This is a genomic window from Spirulina sp. CS-785/01 (genome assembly GCF_028330525.1).
Taxonomy (GTDB): domain Bacteria; phylum Cyanobacteriota; class Cyanobacteriia; order Cyanobacteriales; family Spirulinaceae; genus JAQMSD01.
In genome coordinates this window covers 1-19,687 of sequence record NZ_JAQMSD010000320.1, presented here as the reverse complement: position 1 = coordinate 19,687, position 19,687 = coordinate 1, and the positions used below count along the sequence as shown (strand labels likewise).

At 45.9% G+C, this 19,687-nt stretch carries 18 protein-coding genes; 7 read left to right on the top strand and 11 right to left on the bottom strand.

Features of this window, described 5'->3' with window-relative positions; translation table 11 throughout:
* Window positions 1-81: 81 nt before the first annotated feature.
* From PN462_RS21385 to PN462_RS21375, 3 genes are all read right to left on the bottom strand, one after another.
* The gene (locus PN462_RS21385) at window positions 82-885 is read right to left on the bottom strand and encodes a pentapeptide repeat-containing protein (protein ID WP_272130877.1); all 804 of its coding nucleotides are present in this window, start codon (window positions 883-885) and stop codon (window positions 82-84) included.
* 227 nt (window positions 886-1,112) lie between these two features.
* Window positions 1,113-2,165 carry an A/G-specific adenine glycosylase gene (gene mutY, locus PN462_RS21380; RefSeq protein ID WP_443029251.1) on the bottom strand — a complete coding sequence of 351 codons (1,053 nt, stop codon included), beginning with the start codon at window positions 2,163-2,165 and terminating at the stop codon, window positions 1,113-1,115.
* Window positions 2,166-2,241: 76 nt separating this feature from the next.
* The gene (locus tag PN462_RS21375) at window positions 2,242-2,580 is read right to left on the bottom strand and encodes a DUF760 domain-containing protein (RefSeq protein ID WP_272130875.1); all 339 of its coding nucleotides are present in this window, start codon (window positions 2,578-2,580) and stop codon (window positions 2,242-2,244) included.
* Between the two features lie 316 nt (window positions 2,581-2,896).
* Here PN462_RS21375 and PN462_RS21370 point away from each other — a divergent pair, with 316 nt between their 5' ends.
* Window positions 2,897-3,613 (top strand): biliverdin-producing heme oxygenase, encoded by a 717-nt coding sequence (locus tag PN462_RS21370; RefSeq protein ID WP_272130874.1) that lies wholly within the window; start codon window positions 2,897-2,899, stop codon window positions 3,611-3,613.
* Window positions 3,614-3,725: 112 nt separating this feature from the next.
* On the opposite strand, the gene PN462_RS21365 is transcribed toward PN462_RS21370, so the two are convergent.
* Window positions 3,726-4,721 (bottom strand): DnaJ C-terminal domain-containing protein, encoded by a 996-nt coding sequence (locus PN462_RS21365; protein WP_272130873.1) that lies wholly within the window; start codon window positions 4,719-4,721, stop codon window positions 3,726-3,728.
* A gap of 283 nt (window positions 4,722-5,004) precedes the next feature.
* On the opposite strand from PN462_RS21365, the gene rpsP reads away from it, so the two are divergent.
* The 4 genes from rpsP to PN462_RS21345 all read left to right on the top strand — a co-directional run bounded on the left by rpsP (window position 5,005) and on the right by PN462_RS21345 (window position 7,251).
* Entirely contained in the window at window positions 5,005-5,256 is a 252-nt protein-coding gene (gene rpsP, locus PN462_RS21360; RefSeq protein ID WP_272130872.1) for a 30S ribosomal protein S16, read from the top strand.
* Window positions 5,257-5,262: 6 nt separating this feature from the next.
* Window positions 5,263-5,682 (top strand): KH domain-containing protein, encoded by a 420-nt coding sequence (locus PN462_RS21355; protein WP_272130871.1) that lies wholly within the window; start codon window positions 5,263-5,265, stop codon window positions 5,680-5,682.
* A 69-nt stretch (window positions 5,683-5,751) separates the two neighbouring features.
* The gene (locus PN462_RS21350) at window positions 5,752-6,705 is read left to right on the top strand and encodes a PhoH family protein (RefSeq protein WP_272130870.1); all 954 of its coding nucleotides are present in this window, start codon (window positions 5,752-5,754) and stop codon (window positions 6,703-6,705) included.
* 90 nt (window positions 6,706-6,795) lie between these two features.
* Entirely contained in the window at window positions 6,796-7,251 is a 456-nt protein-coding gene (locus PN462_RS21345) for a nitrate reductase associated protein (RefSeq protein ID WP_443029250.1), read from the top strand.
* Between the two features lie 74 nt (window positions 7,252-7,325).
* On the opposite strand, the gene PN462_RS21340 is transcribed toward PN462_RS21345, so the two are convergent.
* The 5 genes from PN462_RS21340 to PN462_RS21320 form a co-directional block, all read right to left on the bottom strand.
* A complete protein-coding gene (locus PN462_RS21340) occupies window positions 7,326-7,940 on the bottom strand; it encodes a molybdenum cofactor guanylyltransferase (protein WP_272130868.1) in 615 nt (204 codons plus the stop codon).
* A 173-nt stretch (window positions 7,941-8,113) separates the two neighbouring features.
* Window positions 8,114-9,913 carry an EAL domain-containing response regulator gene (locus PN462_RS21335; RefSeq protein ID WP_272130867.1) on the bottom strand — a complete coding sequence of 600 codons (1,800 nt, stop codon included), beginning with the start codon at window positions 9,911-9,913 and terminating at the stop codon, window positions 8,114-8,116.
* Window positions 9,914-10,017: 104 nt separating this feature from the next.
* On the bottom strand, window positions 10,018-12,819 hold the full coding sequence (locus tag PN462_RS21330) for an ATP-binding protein (protein WP_272130866.1): 2,802 nt from the start codon (window positions 12,817-12,819) through the stop codon (window positions 10,018-10,020).
* 199 nt (window positions 12,820-13,018) lie between these two features.
* Complete coding sequence (corA, locus tag PN462_RS21325; protein ID WP_272130865.1) at window positions 13,019-14,176, bottom strand: magnesium/cobalt transporter CorA; 1,158 nt, start codon at window positions 14,174-14,176, stop codon at window positions 13,019-13,021.
* Window positions 14,177-14,361: 185 nt separating this feature from the next.
* Window positions 14,362-15,576 (bottom strand): M20 metallopeptidase family protein, encoded by a 1,215-nt coding sequence (locus tag PN462_RS21320; RefSeq protein WP_272130864.1) that lies wholly within the window; start codon window positions 15,574-15,576, stop codon window positions 14,362-14,364.
* Between the two features lie 354 nt (window positions 15,577-15,930).
* Between PN462_RS21320 and PN462_RS21315 the strand changes: the two genes are divergently transcribed.
* Entirely contained in the window at window positions 15,931-16,653 is a 723-nt protein-coding gene (locus tag PN462_RS21315; RefSeq protein WP_272130863.1) for a lysophospholipid acyltransferase family protein, read from the top strand.
* 93 nt (window positions 16,654-16,746) lie between these two features.
* On the opposite strand, the gene PN462_RS21310 is transcribed toward PN462_RS21315, so the two are convergent.
* Window positions 16,747-16,956 carry a Nif11-like leader peptide family natural product precursor gene (locus tag PN462_RS21310; protein WP_272130862.1) on the bottom strand — a complete coding sequence of 70 codons (210 nt, stop codon included), beginning with the start codon at window positions 16,954-16,956 and terminating at the stop codon, window positions 16,747-16,749.
* 159 nt (window positions 16,957-17,115) lie between these two features.
* Window positions 17,116-18,357, bottom strand: a complete 1,242-nt coding sequence (locus tag PN462_RS21305) for a DNA cytosine methyltransferase (RefSeq protein WP_272130861.1) — start codon at window positions 18,355-18,357, stop codon at window positions 17,116-17,118.
* 259 nt (window positions 18,358-18,616) lie between these two features.
* On the opposite strand from PN462_RS21305, the gene PN462_RS21300 reads away from it, so the two are divergent.
* The gene (locus PN462_RS21300; RefSeq protein ID WP_272130860.1) at window positions 18,617-19,621 is read left to right on the top strand and encodes a histidine kinase dimerization/phospho-acceptor domain-containing protein; all 1,005 of its coding nucleotides are present in this window, start codon (window positions 18,617-18,619) and stop codon (window positions 19,619-19,621) included.
* The last annotated feature ends 66 nt before the right edge of the window (window positions 19,622-19,687 follow it).

Genomic DNA, 19,687 nt, shown 5'->3' with positions numbered 1-19,687 from the left:
TTTCCCAACTAAAATCTTATGTCGAGAAACAGAATACTCCTGATTGACAATTTTCGGACATCGAATCCTCAAATTGTCGGGCTATCCTTCCCGACGCTCACCCTGTCGGATAGAGCGCGGGGCTGTCGCCCCTAGCTCACACCCTTCTTGAGATACTGTACCATCCGGCATCACCGTATTACATAAATTAGCATCGGTTAAATCAGCCCCCTGTAGCAACACTTTCCGCAAATCCAAAAACGCTAATGTTGCCCCCGTTAAGTCCGTATTGCGTAAATCTGCATTGTATAAATTTGCCCCCGTTAAATTGGCCCCCTGTAAACTGGCATTTTGCAAATTCGCCCAAGTTAAATCCGCTTCTTCTAAATTTGCCCCTTGTAAACTTGCCCCCGACAGAGACGCACGGGTAAAATTTGCACGAGTTAAATTCGTCTCTAATAACATCGCCTCATCTAACTGTGCTTGCTCAAAATTCGCCCCCTGTAACTCCCCGGCCATTAAAATAGCCTGTTGCAAGTTAGCTTGAGATAAAATCCCCCCCGTTAACTCCACCCCTTGTAAATTCGCCTGTCTTAAATCACTATTGCGGAAAATTGCCCCCCGTAAATGGGCATAACTGAGATTGACAAACATTAAATTCCCATCTTCGAGGGTGCTACTGGTGAGAGTGGCCCGTTCTAAATTCCGCCCTTCTAAGTCCACTGTCCGCAAGTCACACCCTTCACAACTTCGAGTGTCTAGTAAGCGTTGTTTATTGGCTTCTAACCGTTGCTGATCTTCGGGTAATGCGGATTCTGCTTGGGTTTGGGCTAAGGAAGCAGGACAGATTACACTACAACTTAATAAAACTGACAAACCCGTTAAAGTTAAAAATTGTTTGAGCATCGCCTAAATATTAATTTAATTTATAAATTACTAGGATTGTTTAATGTATTTAAATGATCAGGTAAATCTATCTCTTGAAGCTCTCCAATAGGAGCAGTCGGTAATCCCGTTAACTCCTGTACCTCTCTCTTGTGTTTATAGAGGCATTGAATAAAATTTCACAAACGCAATGCTAGTCAAATTTAGCAAAGCGTAGAATGTTGAGTGGATTCAGGTCAAGTCCAGAACTAGGTTTGAGCCTTTCGTAAAGCGTCGATAATTTGACTATTGGCTTTGGGGAAGGGGAATTGATCGATTTCTTCGAGACTAACCCAGCGAATTTCTTGGCATTCTATTGCTTGGGGTTTTCCCTCTAGGTGACGACAGTTGTACACATTGAGGGTGACGCGAAAATGGGTATAAGCATGATCGAGGGTAATGAGATGATCTTCAACTGCGATCGCAATGCCCAACTCCTCTTGTATCTCTCGCTTAATACAATCCTCGATCGTCTCATTTTCTTCAATCTTCCCCCCCGGAAACTCCCACAAACCACCGAGTAATCCTTCATCTAAACGCCGATCAATTAAAATCTCATCCTCTGCATTGCGAATGACCGCAACACCGATATTTTTATGGGGAAGGGGGGCTTTAGTTTCTCGCATAGGAATTTGGGTTTGAATACCTTGATGATAGGCTTGACAATACTGTTGCCACGGACAAAGAAGACAAGCGGGATTTTTGGGTGTGCAAATTGTTGCCCCTAAGTCCATAATGGCTTGATTATAGTCTCTGGGCTGTTCTGGGTCGAGAAGACGATCCGAGAGTTGCCAAAGTTGCGAAACCGCTTGACGAGGAGGCACAGATAAGGCCGTTAACCGCGCTAACACCCGTTTCACATTCCCGTCTAAAATCGACACAGGTTGATTAAAGGCCGCACTGAGAATCCCCCCCGCAGTCGTCCGGCCAATCCCCGGCAACGTTAACACTTTCGCTAAGGTGTCGGGAAACTGGCCGCCAAAATCTTGCATAATTTTTTGGGCCGCTTTGTGAAGGTTGCGGCCACGGGCATAATACCCCAATCCCTCCCAAACCTTTAAAACCTGTTGCTGATCCGCTTGGGCTAACTTTTCTACAGTGGGGAATGCCTCTAACCAGCGATAATAATAGGGAATCACCGTTTTGACTTGGGTTTGCTGAAGCATAATCTCCGACACCCAGATGGGATAGGGGTGGGGATGATTTCGCCACGGTAACTTTCGGCCCTGTTGCTGATACCAGTCCTGGAGAGTGCTGCGCATTTCCCCCACGGGTAAATCCGGCAGTATAGGATTATCTACCGGGGAGGTGGAGGAATGGGGGGAAGTTAACGGTGTTTTATTCCTCGAAGGATTCACTCTCGATCCCATCTAGGGTGGTTTCAAAGTTCATGCGTTGTTCAGCATTGCGGAGGAAATAACCACTCATAATTGCTGACGCTAACAAGCGGCCTAAATGTTCTCGACTGGTGTGGATGGTGACATCAAAATGTTCTCCGGAAAGGGTCCCCAATAGGCCGATAATATTTCGCTCCATGACGCTAAAGACTTCGGGAGACTGAGGCCGAGACAGTTGGGCAATGGTTTCTGGGCTGAGATTCTGCACATATTCCCAAAGTTGGTTACTCACTTCTTGATCTCCGAAAAAGTCTTGACTGCGATGGCTTTCTCGATCCACGTCTTACCTCCTCACTGATTTAATTCAGATTTAATTCAGATTTGCTGTTGTATTTGCTGTGGAGCGACTAGGTTGGTCAAAATGCGGCTTGTTTACATTTCTATATTAACGCTAGATTCCCTCAGATTTCATCTGATTCTCTGGGATTTCCGGGCAAAGTGGGGGTTAGGGGCATGAATCCTGACTCCTCCTAGGGGGTTCACCGTACCGGGCTTGTAAAAATTCTTAATACAATTTCTCAGCAAATCAGTTTAATCTAGCAAACTAGGCTGTTGCGTAACGTAAAAAAAGTTAATTAGAGTTAAGGAATTTTAAAATGAGTGTCAATTTATCTACGATGCTAAAGGAAGGGACAAAAAAGTCTCACACCATGGCAGAAAACATGGGTTTCATTAAGTGCTTCTTGAAGGGAACGGTCGAGAAGAACTCTTACCGGAAACTCACAGGTAATTTTTATTTTGTCTATTCGGCCATGGAAGAAGAACTCGAACGCTTGAAAGAGCATCCGGTTCTTGCGCCGATGTATTTTCCTGAACTCAATCGCAAGCAAAGTTTAGAGCAAGATTTGGCTTATTACTATGGCCCCAATTGGCGGGAGGAAGTAGAACTGTCTCCGGCAGGGGAAAAGTATGTAAATCGGATTCATCAGGTGGCGCAAGAGCAGCCTGAGCTACTGTTGGCGCATCTTTATACTCGTTACATTGGAGATTTGTCCGGTGGACAAATTCTCAAGAAAATTGCGCAACGGGGCATGAATTTGTCTGAGGGGGAAGGAACGAATTTTTATGAGTTCCCTGAGATTCCCGATGAGAAAGCCTTTAAGAATCAGTATCGTCAAGCGATGGATGGTTTACCCATTGATCACGCTCAAGCGGAGGCCATTGTTGAGGAGGCCAATGGAGCATTTCATCAAAATATGGAGTTATTCCAAGAGTTAGAAGGGAATTTGATTAAGGCCATTGGACAAATGTTGTTTAATAGTCTTACTCGTCGTCGGAGTCGGGGGAGTACCGAATTCGCTACGGCGGAATAGTTTTTGTCTTTCTACGGTTGAGTAAGTCCTGAAAATGCACCTCTGATTTTCTGCCTCTTGGTGGGGTTGTTGATCAGAGGTGCTGTGTGGTTGGGGAGGGGGAAAGATGGGCCTACAAACTGACGTTTTGCAGATGACTGCGGGGACTTTGGGTGCGACTGCTGCGGATTTTTTCGTAGAGTTCTCGTTCGGTGGAGGAGGGGGTTTTGGGGGTTGCGATCGCAATTCTCACCAACTGATCCGTCCGGCCCCCTTTCGGGTTCACCCAACCTTTCCCCCGTAACCGCATCGTTTGCCCGGAACGAATACCAGCCGGAATTTTCATCGTCACCATCCCATCCGGGGTAGGAACATCCACAGAAGCCCCTAAAACCGCTTCATCCGGGGCAATGGGCAACTCACAAACCAGATTTTCCCCGTCAAACTCAAAGAACTTGTGGGGGGTCAGATCAACATTTAAATATAAATCTCCCCGTTGTCGGGTAAAGGGGTCTAGACTGCCTTTCCCTCGCACGCGGATGCGACTCCCCGGTTTTGCCCCGGCTGGAATCCGCACATCAATCACTTCATTGCCTAAATTGAGGCGTTTTTGTACCCCTCGGAAGGCTTCGGAAAAAGTAAGACGAATGGTGGCTTCTCGGTCCACAGAGGCGGGTTGTTCGGTAAAGTTACTATATCCCCCCCTAGGAGTCCGAAAGCCGCTTCTTGACCCCGTAGAGGTGCGATAGCTGCGGGTTCTTGCCCCACCTCCCCCTAACCCACCGAGGAGGTCGTTAATAAATTCCTCAAAACTGCCATATTGACCAAAATCAAAGCCACCAAAATCCACATTGGTGCGTCCGTGACCGCCTCCCCCACCGGGTTGCGTGCCAACTTGTTTCCAGTATTGTCCAAATTGGTCGTATTTCTTGCGTTTTTCCGGATCGGACAAGACTTCGTAGGCTTCGCTGACTTCCTTAAAGCGGGTTTCGGCTTGCTTATCCCCCGGATTCCGGTCAGGGTGATATTTCAGGGCGAGTTTGCGGAAGGCTTTTTTAATTTCGTCCGCACTTGCTGATTTACTCACCCCTAAGATGGAGTAATAGTCTTTAAAGTCAGTCGCAGCCATTAGGCAACACTCTCCTCGCGCTAGTGGTTACAGAAATATCTAGAAACTTAAATAATTTCTTTAATCTGGTTTTAATGATTAGGATAACAGAGGTTTGGAGGGGCATGAGTTCGGTCAGATTGGGAGATATCCGTCCCTGGTTAGAGGATGGGGAGTGGGGAGTGGGGAGTTGGGGTGGATGGGGGGGATATTGGTCAAGTCTGCCTGCTTCCTCATTCCCAATTGTTACAAAAAACTCGTACAATCAAAAAGGACTATTTTTAGGAGACGTTTTGTAACTACGATGATCAGACTGCGATTAAAACGTTACGGGAAAAAAAGAACCGCGAGTTATCGGATTGTAGCCATTGATAACAAAGCCCGTCGGGATGGCCGTCCTCTGGAGGAGTTGGGCTATTACAACCCTCGGACCGATGAGACTAAGTTAAATGTGCCGGGTTTGGTGAAGCGATTGAAGGATGGCGCACAGCCGAGCGATACAGTGCGCGATATTCTCAGAAAGGCGCAAGTGTTTGAACAAGTGACGAATGCCTAATGAAGAATGCCTAATGTGAACGCCCTAGAGAAAACTCGTCCGAATTATGAAGAGTTGGTTCGTTTTTTGGTTCAGCCTCTCTTAGATGAACCGGATTCGTTGAGTATTGATAGTGAAACCTCGAAGGGGAATCAGCGTGTGTTGATTCGCTTGGCGTTTAAGGGGACTGAACAGGGACGAGTGTTTGGTCGAGGGGGACGGAATATTGAGGCGGTGCGGACTGTTCTGGAAGCGGCGGCGATCGCGGCAGGACAGTCGGTTCGTTTGGAGATTTTTGGCGCACAAGGCCACTCCCAGGAGAAACAGGATCATCACCGACAGAAGACGAAGCGCACCCGTAAGGTCAATCGTCGGCCTCGCTCTGGGAGTTCCCGTTCCTCTGACCCCACTCCCCGTCCGTCTTTACGACGGAAACCGTCTGAATAAGTCTATCTGAATCCGTTTATCTGAATCCGTCTATCTGAAGCAAGTTGCATTAGTGATCTCAGTAAAGTTGTGGCCTCGGAAACCCTCGAATTACCAACCCAAGACAGTGCCATTGCGTTAGCGGGAGCTAGGGAAGAAAACCTCGAACTCTTGTCCCGTCGTACTGGTGTCACCCTCGTGTTACGAGGGCAAACTTTGCTGTTGTCGGGGACGGATAATGCGGTTGAACGGTGTTTAAAGGTGATTAAGTCGCTCAAGTCGTTCTGGGGAGAAGGGAAGGCGGTGACTTCACCGGATATTATGACAGCGTTTCAGGCGGTGGATACGGGACGCACGGACGAGTTTCAAGACCTCCATCGCAATGTGTTGGCCACAACTCGACGGGGAGAGGTGGTGCGGGCGAAAACGTTTCGCCAACGGCAGTATGTGAAGGCGATTCAGACCCACGATGTCACCTTTGGGATTGGCCCGGCGGGGACGGGAAAGACGTTTTTGGCGGCGGTTTTAGCGGTGCAAACGTTGTTACGGGATGAGTGCGATCGCATTATCCTCACCCGTCCTGCGGTGGAAGCGGGGGAGAAATTAGGGTTTCTCCCTGGTGATTTACAACAAAAGGTCAATCCCTTTTTACGTCCCCTGTATGATTCTCTTTATGAGTTTATTGACCCCGAAAAAATCCCCGATTTATTGGAACGGGGAAAAATTGAGGTGGCCCCTCTGGCCTATATGCGGGGCCGGACGTTAAATAATGCGTTTGTGATTGTGGATGAAGCCCAGAATACTACTCCGGCCCAGCTTAAAATGGTGTTGACTCGTTTAGGGGCAAAGTCTCGGATGGTGGTGACGGGGGATATTACTCAAACGGATTTACCTAAAAATTTTGATTCGGGTTTAGTGGTGGCCCAACGCATTTTAAAGAATGTGGATGGAATTGCTTTTTGTTTGCTCTCTGCTGCCGATGTAATTCGCCACCCTCTGGTTCAGAAAATTGTCGATGCCTATGAACGCCATGAGAATGGATAATTGGTGAACCACAAAGACTTAAAAGACACAAGAGACACAAAGCAGCAAGTCGAATCGAAACAAACCACAAATAACTAACAACCCACAAAAATTATGTCCTTTTTCCAATTTGAACAAGATTTTGTTGAGTCTTTGCGTTGTATTCCGATGCAGGTTCGGATGAAGTTGGATACTTGTGGGGTTAAGTTAAAGTTGAATCATTGGCATCAGTTAACCCAAGCGGAACGTCAAACTCTTGTTGAAATGCCTTGTGCAACGGATGCGGAGGCGAAACAGTATCATGATTATTTACAACAATTAGTGACAGAACATACGGGGAAACCTGCGTCAGAGCTTCCGGTGGAGGAAAATCCCCCTTGGTTGAATGCTGCGCACATTCCGGAAACGGTGCAACAAAAAGCGCGAGAGATGGGGGTGAATTTGGAGTTACATCACTGGAAACGTTTAACTCCGGCGCAACGGTTTGCTATTATTAAGCTCAGTCGTCCGAGTCACGAAAATAAAAATTTTATTCCAGCTTTGAAGGAGTTTAACGTATTAAATTAAGCCCCTTTTTTCTTGATAACAAAGGGGGGTTTAAGTTGATGGCTAATAACTGGTAGCTGGATTCTTACAAGGTATTATTTTAAATCTTTAGGGGTATTACAATTAAAGAGCATAGCTTCGGTTTCTGGAGTGACGACTAACGGATGTACGGGAAGACTATCTAGAAATTTTTGAAATGAGCGTCCTCCGTTTTGAATATACTTTTTCAAAAGCGAGAGGATTGTGGGTCGATAAAAGGCACAGAGTCCTTCCCAGTAACTATCCTTGGGGGAAACGGTTTGTTGGGGGACAACGGCTAAGATTTCGGGAGGGAGTTGGGAGAGTTTGTCTTGCCATTGTTGTAAGATTGTTATATCGAGTTGGGGTAAATCACAGGCTAATAAGAATACCCAGTCTAGGGTTTGATTTTGGGCTATTTTTTCGAGTCCTTGGGAAAAGGCTACCAGTGAGCCTTGTCCGGTGGGATTTTCGGTTAAAGTGTTGATATTGGGGTCTAGAATATCCTGATATTTTTCGGGCCAAGGGGTGAGAAGATAGACGGACTGACAACAGGTTTTTGCGGTGTCTGTGACTCGTTTTAAGAGGGGGATTCCTTCCCAAGGGATCAGGGCTTTATCTTGCCCCATGCGGCTGCTTTTTCCTCCTGCTAAGATTAACGCTGCGATCGCAGTTTTTTTAGAATCGGTCATGGTCTTCTCTCCAACTTTTGGCATATTTTAACCTTTCTGGGACTTCCCCCACTGCGACCACCGAATACCCCAGTAACTGGCCGCGAATCAATTCAAGAATTAACAATCAAGCATTTGATTGTAGGTTGGGTGTAACGGAGTGAAACCCCACCTACACAGCAATATTGGGTCTGTCACCCAAGAAACTGTAACATTTTTTCAGCCGTTAAAGGGTGAGAAAAATAAAACCCTTGACCATAATTGCAACCCAACTGTTGTAACTTTTTTAATTGCTCTCTGGTTTCAATTCCTTCTGCAACGGTACTGAGATGTAAATGTTCTGCTAAAGCAATAATGGTCTGGGTAATTTTGAGATTACTATATTCCGTTGAAAGATCATTAATTTCTGTCACAAAAGAGCGATCAATTTTAAGACTATCAACCGGAAAATTATTCAAATAACTCAGAGATGAATAGCCCGTTCCAAAGTCATCAATACTAATAATAATATCTTGAGTCTTGAGTTGTGCTAAAATAGCATTAGCAACTTGAGCATTTTTCATGATTGTATTTTCTGTAATCTCTAATTTCAAGCAATGCCCTTTAACTCCTGTAACACATAAAATATTTTCAATAGTTTGGACTAAATCAGGATGTAAGAAATTTTGGGCCGACAAATTAGTAGAAACAAAGAAAACTTCACTTATGACATTTTGGGTTTGCCATTGCTTAATTTGTGAACAGGCTTTTTGTAAGACTAAAATATCAATTTTATCAATTAATCCGGCTTCTTCTGCCGTTGGTAAAAAAACATTAGGATTGAGTAAATTTAACGTGGGATGCGGCCAACGGACCAAGGCTTCACAGCCCACAACTTTCTCCGTTTGTAAGTCTATAATGGGCTGATAATAAACTTGAAACTCTTTTCGCTCAATCGCCCGTCTCAAGTCCGTTTCCATTTGCAGACGAGTCACCGCATGATGGTGCATGGCACTATCAAAAATTTTAAAACAGGCTTTACCTTGAGCTTTTGCCTGATACATCGCTGCATCAGCATCCCTTAATAAATGTTCCGGTTTTTCATAATTTCTATCCCCTAAAACTACCCCAACACTAACATTCGTAAAGTTTTCCTGACATCCTAACTGAAACGGATAGGTTAATTCCGACTGGATACGCTTGGCTACTTGAATGGCTTTTTGCCCGGTTTTTGTATCTTCTTCGAGTAAGATAGTAAACTCATCCCCCCCTAGTCTAGCTAACATACTGCTTGGGCCCAAACAACCTTCAATGCGACGGGCAACCGCAATTAAAAGTTGATCCCCAACTAAATGCCCTAAAGAGTCATTGACAACTTTAAAGTGATCACAATCGAGAAGCATTACCGAAAAGGTATAATCTTGATTTTTTTTAGCATGATCCAAGACTTGAGCTAAACGTTTCATAAATAAGGTTCGATTCGGTAATTCTGTCAAGGCATCATGTAAAGCCATGTGCAGGAGTTTTTCTTGCGCTATTTGACGCTCCGCAATTTCTTTTTCAAGCTGTAATGTTCTTTGTTTAACCCGTTGTTCTAAGTCGGTATTCAATGCTAGAATCTGCTGAGTGGCCATTTTTAAGGCAATATGGGTTTGAATTCGGGCTAAGACTTCTTCGAGTTGAAAGGGTTTAGTGATATAATCAATGCCCCCAACTTGAAAGGCTTTTACTTTATCTAGTTGATCGTCTAAAGCACTAAGAAAAATGACCGGAATATCTTGCGTAACTTCCATGGCTTTCAGTCGTTCACACACCTCATAACCATTCATTTCCGGCATTTTGATATCGAGTAGAATGAGGTCTAAGGGAGCAGACTGAGCAACAGTTAACGCCATGGTTCCATCAGTGACACTACGCACCTTGTAATGTTGTTCTGATAAGGTTTTGGAGAGGAATCTTAAATTTTCTGGGGTATCATCAACAATTAAGATATCACCCTTATAAGTATCGGACATAATGATGGTAAAAGAAGATGACAAGAGACATTGGTTGTTGTCTAGTTGTAACAGGGTTTGAAGCTCAGGAAAAAGGGAGATTTTGGGGAGTTGGTTTTTCTGGTCTAAGACAACTTCTGGATGTTTTCTGAGAGGAGTTTTAACAGGGTACTATATTGGAAATTTTCGAGAAGTTGTTCGATGGTTTGCGCGATCGCAACCTCCTCAGACGGCAGTTGCGTGAGTAATTGGCGAATTAACTCCTCATCAGCCAGTTTACTGGCCTGTTGTAACTGTTGTAACCACTCTAGGGAAAGACTCGACAACCGTTGAGCCAACTCGGCCTCAGACATCGCCGACACAGGAATCTCCCTTAATAAATCACTCGACTCATAACAATATTGAACCCCCAAATGTTCCGCCAGTTTATTCAAAATGGTAGCCTCTCGAAAAGGTTTACGCACGAAATCATCACATCCTGCCGAGAGAATCACCGATTTTTCCGCCTCCAACGCACTGGCCGTCAGGGCAATAATCACCGTGGCTTGTCCTTTCAGATGGGCTTTAATATGCTGAGTGGCCTCATAGCCATTCACCTGGGGCATTCGCATATCCATCCAAATTAAATGGGGGTTCCAATCTTGCCATTGCTCAATGGCCTCTTGTCCATTTTTGGCCTCCCGCACCTGAAACCCAATACTGGTCAACAACTGCACCAAAAACTGGCGACTTTCCCAGCGATCTTCCACCACCAAAATCCGATAATCCGGTTGTCCTGGGGTTAAACCGACGATCAAAGAGTCTTGGGGAGAGGGACTTTTACTTTCCCCAGGGGCCACCACCTCCACCGGAAGGGAGAAATAAAACCGACTCCCCACCCCCAGGGTACTTTCCACCCGTAACTCCCCACCCATCAATTGGACAAACCGTTGGCAAATGGGCAAACCTAACCCCGTCCCCTCATCAGTCTGTTGGCCGCTATCCGTTTGTACAAAGGCTTGAAAAATCGTCTCTAACTCTTGGGGGGCAATACCGAGGCCCGTATCTTCAACCGCAATCTGGAGATGGGTTTCCGAGGGAGACTCCCCCGGAGAGGCCGTAACAGAGAGAGTAACAACACCTTGGGGGGTGAATTTAATGGCATTACTCAGTAAATTCATGAGGACTTGGCGGAGTTTCCCTTCATCAGCATTAATGGTTTGGGGGACCTGGGCCGTGGCCGTCACCGTGAGTTGAATCTGTTTGTCTGTGGCCCGCAAGCGAAACATATCCTCTAGGCTGTGCAATAAATGGAGGAGATCAAAACAGTGGGGGTTAAGCTGGACGTGGCCGGCCTCAATTTTCGACATATCCAGCACTTCGTTAATGAGTTTTAAGAGATGTTCGCCGCTATTTTGAATAATGGTGAGGTTATTGCGTTGACTGGCATTGAGCGACCCCTGACGGGTCATGAGTTGGGCAAATCCGAGAATTGCATTGAGGGGGGTGCGAAGTTCATGGCTCATATTGGCCAAAAATTGGCTTTTGGCGCGGTTGGCGGTTTCTGCGGCTTGACGGGCTTGTTCTAGTTCGCTATTTTTTTGAGCAAGGATTCCTTCGGCCTGTTTGCGATCGGTGATATCCGTGCCAACGGAGAGTATTTCTAAGTTTTGTCCGGTCTCATCAACGATTAATTGGTTGGCCCAATTTACCCAAACCCGTTGGCCATTAGAGCGCATATTCTCGTTTTCGTAGCGTAAAAAGGGGTCAGGATGTTGGAACATTTGCGGTAACAGCGAGGCCAAATTTTGCCCAGAGGAGTCCGTTTCGGGGAGAATTGTGCCGATGACATTTTGGCCCACCAAGTCGGTATAGCCGAAGAAGTCTAAGCCAAATTGATTGATGAAGGTAATGATGCCTTGGTGCGTCCAACGGAGGATAATACAGTTGGCGGTTTGGACTAGGGTGCGATATTTTTGTTCACTGGCTTGTAATGCGTCTTCCGCTTGTTTGCGTTCCAGTTCGGCCCCGGCCCTGGCGGCGAAAATTTGCAGAATTTGCTCATAATTTTGTTTGGGTTGTAGGGGTTGGGTGTCCAGGACCGCTAAATGACCGACAATTGTTCCGGTGGAGTTAAAGAGGGGAATGCCCACATAACTCTCCACTCCCATGATTTTCAGGTCTTCATCTTGGGGAAATTTTTGTTGGACATGATGGAGATATTGACAGGTTTCTCCTTGGAGGACTTCCGCGCAGGGGGTATTGGCAATATTGTATTCGATGGGAGCAGTCCAACTGTCTCCTGTCCAATAGGCGAGGGAACGGAGGCGGGTGCGCTCTGGGGTGGTAAACTCGGTGATGATGGCGTATTGCATTTGGAGGATTTCCGCTAGGGAACGCACACAAGCGCGAAAAAAGGCTTGTCCCGTTTTAGCGGTTGTGCCTTCGACAATGAGTTGTAGGGCTTCTGCTTGATGCTGGCGATCGCTAATATCCCGTGCTACCCAGATTACACGCTGTTCATTGAGGGGGGAAATGCGAGCCGAGAACCACACCGACTGTTTGCCGATGGTTAAACGGTAATCGAGATCGGTGGGTTGTTGGTGCAGGAGGACTTGTTGGACTGTTTTTACCCAGTGGGGTGCGGTGTTGGGGTCAAAAAAAGCTGCGATCGTGCGATCGAGCCAAGACGTTTTCTCTGGGGGTAAATTATGTAGATGGGTGGGTGCAATATCAATTTGGTGAATTTGTTCCCCTTGCAGTTCCAGGGTGAACACAATATCCGGAATTGTCGCTAAAATCCCCCGTAATTGCAATTCTGACGACGCTAACTGTTGAGCAATTAATTGCCGTTCTTCTCGTTCCGCTTCCAATTGAGCTTGAAGTTGAGCAATTTGTTGCTGGTGTTGGTGCAGCAACTCGTGAGCAGGACAGGCTGTTTCATCCATGGTAAGCAGGAGATAAGGGGTTATTTCATACGAGACGCAAACCAAAACGCCCAAATCACTGTACAAATAAACAAGAATGTACAAAGTCGATCAATCCAAGTATGCCAAAAATCAGAATGAATAAAAGTCATTACCCACAAGATCAGTCTGTTCTCTATCTTTTCCATTATCGATCATTTTGGCAAGATTCACAAATTACTTAATCTGATCCAGACATATTTTCAAACCATCCTTTTCGCCAAAAGAATACGACTAAACTTCCGGCAATAGTTAACATAATCAACCAAACGACAGGATACCCCCAATACCAGTTTAAAGCGGGCATATTCCACGGGGAAACCTCTGGATTGAAGTTCATGCCATACACTCCTACAATGAAGGTGAGAGGGATGAAAATGGTGGAAATAATGGTGAGAACTTTCATGATTTCATTCATACGGTTACTCACTGCCGTGAGGTAAACATCCATTAATCCAGAGGTTAATTCTCGATAGGTTTCGATTACATCAATGATTTGGATGATATGATCGTAACAGTCTCGAAAATAGCGTAAAACTTCAGGACTAATTAACTTACTTTCCCCTCGTAATAGGACATTAATGGCATCCCGTTGCGGCCAGATGGAACGACGCAAAGCGAGCAATTCTCGGCGGATTTGGTAGATCTTTTTTAAGGTGGCATTATTGGGATTAGAAATGACTTCATTTTCTAAGGCTTCTATGCGTTCCCCATAGTCTTCTAAAACGGGGAAATAGCCGTCAATGATGGCATCCCAAAGAGCGTAAGCGAGATAATCTGCTTTATGTTGGCGGATTGAACCTTTGTTATATTGGATGCGATCGCGCACTGGATCAAAACAATCCCAATGAGACTCCTCTTGCACTGAAAGCACATAATGTTCCCCCAACACAATACTCACTTGTTCAATACGAAACCCTTCCTCTGTATCCTTTAACATTACCATTTGTGTGATAATCACCAATTGATCCGCATAGGGTTCAACTTTGGGCCGTTGAGGGATTTGGAAAATATCTTCTAACACCAAAGGGTGTAAATCAAAAACATCACCAATTTTTTGTAACACTGACGCATTTCCCAACCCCGAAACATCCACCCAAGACACAGAATTGGTTTCTAAATACTGCCGACATTGCGGGGGGGCTAAATCTTCATCCCGAACTGCCCGTTCTAGGTTATAATCAATCAAAGAAATTTGTGGCGGTAAAGCATCCGCTTCAATTTCTAATGTTCCCGGTGCGCTACCCGGCTGATTATAAAAATAATTGAGCCAATCTTCATCATCATTTTTCGCTTTTTGTTTAAGAAACTTCTTCAGAATTAACCGTTTAGCAATCATTATTTTGTTCTTTGTTGTTTGTTCTTTGTGGAATAGGGAACAGGGAACAGTAAACAGTAAACAGTAAACAGTAAACAGTAAACAGTAAACAGTAATGTTGTTTGTTCTTGGTTCTTTGTTCTCCCCCATCTCCTCTATCTCCCCCATCTCCTCTATCTCCCCCATCTCCAATTACCAATTACCAATTACCGATTACCCAAAAACTTTTCTACACAACGGACAAAAAGCTCAACCCCCATAGATAACACACTCTCATCAAAATTAAAGCGGGGATGGTGATGGGGATAGTTTAACCCTTTTTTCTCATTGGCCGAACCTAAGAAAAAGTAGCAGCCCGGTACTTCCTGCAAGAAAAAGGACATATCCTCACCCCCCATGGTTTGACAGTTGGGGACGACTCCGGCAGGGGTTTCCACTACATCCGCCGCCACAGACCGCACTACATCAGCAATTTTGGCATTATTAATCACGGGGGGGTAAAGTTTCCAGTAATCGAGGTCATAGGTTGCCCCGTGCATTTGACAGACGTTTTTAATGGTATCCTCTACACGCTGGGCAATATAGCCATCTAATTGGGGGTTAAAATAGCGCACCGTGCCACTCATTTTAGCTGTTCCCGCAATCACATTTAATGCAGTCCCGGCGTGTAATTCGCCCACTGTCACCACTGCGGCATCGAGGGGGTTCACATTGCGGGCAACAATGGTTTGTAGGGCATTAACAATTTGGGAACTTACCACCACTGCATCAATGGTTTGATCTGGCATGGCCCCATGGCCCCCTTTACCCGATACTGTACAGCGAAAACATTCCACAGCGGCCATTAAAGCCCCTTCTCGGACTCCCACTTGGCCCAAGGGCAAATTGTTCCAAATATGCAGACCAATGATGGCATCCACATCAGGATTTTGTAACACCCCCGCTTCGATCATCGGTTTTGCACCTCCGGGCCCTTCTTCGGCGGGTTGAAAAATCATTTTTACTGTCCCGGAGAAGTAGGGATGTTGGGAGAGATAATAGGTTGTTCCGAGCGCGATCGCAGTATGCCCATCATGGCCACAAGCGTGCATTTTCCCCTCATGCCGGGACTTATAGGGAACGTCATTCTTCTCCTGAATAGGTAAAGCATCCATATCGGCCCGAATAGCCAACACAGGGCCCGGTTGTCTCCCCTCAATGGTTGCAACAATCCCCGTTTTTGCCATCCCCGTCTCATGACTCACCCCCCAGTCTCGTAGCTTTTGGGCGATAAAGTCGGCGGTTAACTCCTCTTTAAACCCCAATTCCGGGTGTTGGTGCAACTGTCTGCGCCAGGCCACCAGTTGATTTTGTAAGTTGCGAATCTCTAGGCGAATTTGAGATAAATCCGTAGGATGGGCAGTGGGTAACGTAGAAACCATATAAATTCAGTGTAATTGGATTCAGTTCTTTATTTATCTTAACGTTACAAGAAACCCCTCAATATCAGTCATGGGAGTCCTGAATTGGATTGAGTCAGGGCAATTGGGGAATTGCCCCTACTTGTGGTCTTGTGACGGGTAGCCTTGTGACAGTTTCTCTTTTGTCCACTCCCCTGGTAGTAGTAAACAGTCATCAGGGTTTGCAGAGGAAAGGGAATAGAACAATGTATCCATCCTTATACTTATCCTCCGACCATAGACAATGGTATAACTGTCCTGGAGAGAGAAGACAGGGAAACTGAGACTCGATAAGGTGAAACTAAGAAACACCCAAACATCGAACAAACAGCAGCAATGGTTCAATCTCAAGTTCGCTCCAATCCCTCGTCGATCACCTCTCAAATCTCACCTTGGTTAGCTCGTTTAGCCTATCCTTTGGGGGCCTGTGTGGTTCTCCCCACCTATTTTGGCAAGATTACGGTGACAGGGCAAGAAAACCTGCCTCCCACTGGGCCCGTCATTTTAGCCCCCACCCACCGTTCACGCTGGGATGGGTTAGTGATGCCCTATGCTGCGGGGAAATTAGTCACGGGCCGTTATTTACGCTTTATGGTATCTGCCAACGAGATGACTGGGTTACAAGGTTGGTTTATCCGTCGTTTAGGGGGATTTCCGGTGGATTCCCAAAAATTACGCTTAGAGACTGTACATCATAGTGTAGAGTTACTCTGTGATGGGGAAATGATCACGATTTTCCCGGAGGGGAATATTTATCGTCAGCCCAAGGTTGAACCGTTAAAACGAGGAGTAGCTGCGATCGCATTACAAGCACAAGCCAAACTCCCCGATGAAGTAGTAAAAATTGTTCCCATTAGTATTCACTATTCTGATCCCTATCCCCAGTGGGGGACCGATGTGCAAGTTGCGATTGGTCAGCCTTTGGCGGTATCTCAGTATAACCTCAAAACCCCCAAATCTTCCTCGAAGCAACTAACGCAAAACTTAGAAAACGCCCTCCGTCGCTTACACGAAGTTGAAGCTCTTTCTCCTCAGCAGGACATGATACTGACAGCATAGAGAGATGTTTTGGTGCATCACTCCCTCAGACAGTCCAGTGTAGTTTCTCTTCACACTCTCCCAATGCCAAAGTCCTGTCTATGGGCAGGGGAGTTAAATTCCCGGAATCTCAGAAATTTCCGTTTCAAATTCTTCTACGGAAAACCCGGTCATTTCGCGCCATTCTTCAATGGTGAAATCGTAGCCTAATTCCTGCGCCCTTTGAACAAAGGTTTCGGGATCAGGGGCCGTGTTTAAATTTTCTTTGAGGGTTGGGTTGGCTTGAGCAGCTTGAAAGAGCCGTTTCACTTCGAGTTTCGCCATAATTTTTCTATGACCTCATTGATGGAATCACCCGTATAATGTAGCAAATTTTGCAGCCTCATTCCTAGAAAGTGCAGTTGGGAGTCGCCCTCACCCCCCAACCCCCTCTCCCACCTTGGGCAAGGGGGAGCAAGTGTCTTTCACTGATTTGCATACCCCTTACTGGTTTTGCCAATACCGGACGGCTTGGGTATGGGTAAACTGGAGTAATTCCACAGGGCCTAATGATACGGGGTGAGTGGGCTTGCTGGGGGGTTTCCCTAATGCTTTCATCACCTGTTGACCAATGGCCCTGGCTAATAACGGGGGGACTGCATTTCCCACTTGGCGAAACCCATGCCATTTGGTGACGTGCAAGCGAAACCAGTCGGGGAAGGAATGTAAACGGGCGGCTTCTCGGACTCCGATGACGCGGTTAAATTGGGGGTGGAGGGGTCTTGGGGAGGTATGACTGCCGCGATCGCTGTTTGTTCCAGCCCGTAAGGTGGGACAATATCCCTCCCAGCTTAAACGGGGTAAACGACTAATGGCTTCTTTTTTTCCTGGGGGGGTGTTTTGAAAGCGGGTGCGGATGGCGGGTTGGTGGTGGGTTTGGCGTAACCCGGTGAGGAGAGAGGGGTCCCATTGGCGAGGATAAGCGTAATTGTTTTGATCTAAATTTCCGTGACGCAATTTTTGCACATATTCACTGGCTTGAGTTTCTAACTGGTGTAACTGGAGGGACGATAAACGCAGTGCGTCACGGTCGGCTAATTCGCTAAACTCGTCTAGGTTGGGTAAGTCTGCGATCGCTGCTTTAACAGTCGGGGTTTCCTGTTCTCCCATGGGCGGATAAACTAAGGGGGATTCTCCCTGCCGACTCCCCAATAAAAACAAGCGTTTTCGTTCCTGGGGAACACCAAACCCTTTGGCGTTTAAAATCTGCACAGGGGTGGTAATTTGGTATCCTCCCGCCTCTAACTCCTGTTGGACACGCTGCAAGACTTGTAAAGCGTCTCCCTGTTGTAACCCCGGTACATTCTCCATGACAAAATAACGGGGTTGTAATTCGCAGACGAGACGACTAAATTCAAACACTAACCCATTGCGGGTGTCGGTTTCTTCTCGCTTCCCCATACTCGAAAACCCCTGACAAGGGGGGCCACCGACAATTAAATCTAACGTCTCTGCGTGGGGAAGGTTTTGTTTGATCCCTTGCCAAATGTCTTCTCCGGTCAATTCCCCCGCATCTGCACAGAGAACCACCGTCTGGGTAAAATTAAACTGATGGACGGCCCCATGAACTGGGTCTTTTTCTACGGCCAACACCACATCAAACCCCGCTTGTTCAATACCGAGAGAAAAGCCGCCGGCCCCGGCAAATAAGTCAATGGCAATTGGTCTGGGTGAGGGGGTGAACATTAACTCGATGGATGGTGTCAACAGAGAGCAAGCGTATTATACCGTTGAGTGGGTTTTCATCCACGGGATAAATCTGCGTGGCTCACGGGCTGTCAGCTATTCTGGTAGGGTTGGGAGAGTTGACCAAAATCCCTTGTCCTTCCTTGCTTTTGTGTTTCTAGGCTATAGAGAGATTTGTTAAGATGGCGGAAAGTGCAGCGATCGCAGTCTCTGTTGGTCTGCCAAGATAAAGCATCACCGCCGCACTTCGTTTTTTATCTTGAGTAGATCAAATCTTCAACAAGAAGGAAAAATTGAAGATTTTGAAGTGGTCATTAATACCCAGTCTCAAAACCGAAAAATGGTGTCCATGTCTGCTACGGTTTTCGCTATCGAAGGTGAAAACTGCGTGATTGGAGTCATGAAAGATATTACGGAACGAATGGAGGTTGAACGAGTTTTGAAAGAAAATAAAAAACAATTAGATTTATTTTTTAATAATTCCTTAGAAGGGTTTTTCTTTATGATGTTAGATGAACCAATTGAATGGCATGATGGCATTAATAAAGAAGCGGCATTAGATTATATTTTTGAACATCAAAGAGTGACTAAAATTAATCAAGCGATGCTGGATCAATATAGGGCAAAAGCGAGTAATTTTTTAGGCTTTAGACCCAAAGATTTTTTTGCCCACGATATTGGTTTAGGTCGTCAAATATGGCAGGGATTATTTGATCGGGGTCGTTGGAAAATTAATACTGATGAAAGAAGACTAGATGGGTCACAAATGTGGGTGGAAGGGGATTATATTTGCCTCTACGATAAACAGGGGAGAATTACCGGACATTTTGGGGTACAGCGAGATATTACAGAACAAAGAAAGGCAGCGATCGCACTTTCTGAGGCCAAAGAAGCAGCCGAGGCCGCAGCAAAAGCCAAAAGCGAGTTTTTAGCCAACATGAGTCACGAAATTCGCACCCCCATGAATGGAGTATTAGGGATGATTGAAGTCTTATTACAAACTTCCCTCAATGCAGAACAAAGAGATTATTTACAAACCATCCAAGAGAGTGGTGATACGTTATTGGTCATTATTAATGATATTCTCGATTTTTCTAAAATTGAAGCCGGAAATCTCCAATTAGACCAGTCCGAATTTGCGATTGAAGAGGTTCTCCAATCAATTTGTAGTTTACTGAATAGTAAAGCCTTTGACATCTCCCGCGCTGAAAGACGCGGGATTCTTCTCATCCCAGAATTAGTTTCAAGGAAGGAAGCGTTTTAGAGTTACGACTGCCCACCGCAACTGACTCAATAGCAATCCGTTTGATCAAAACGGCACTATTTTCAT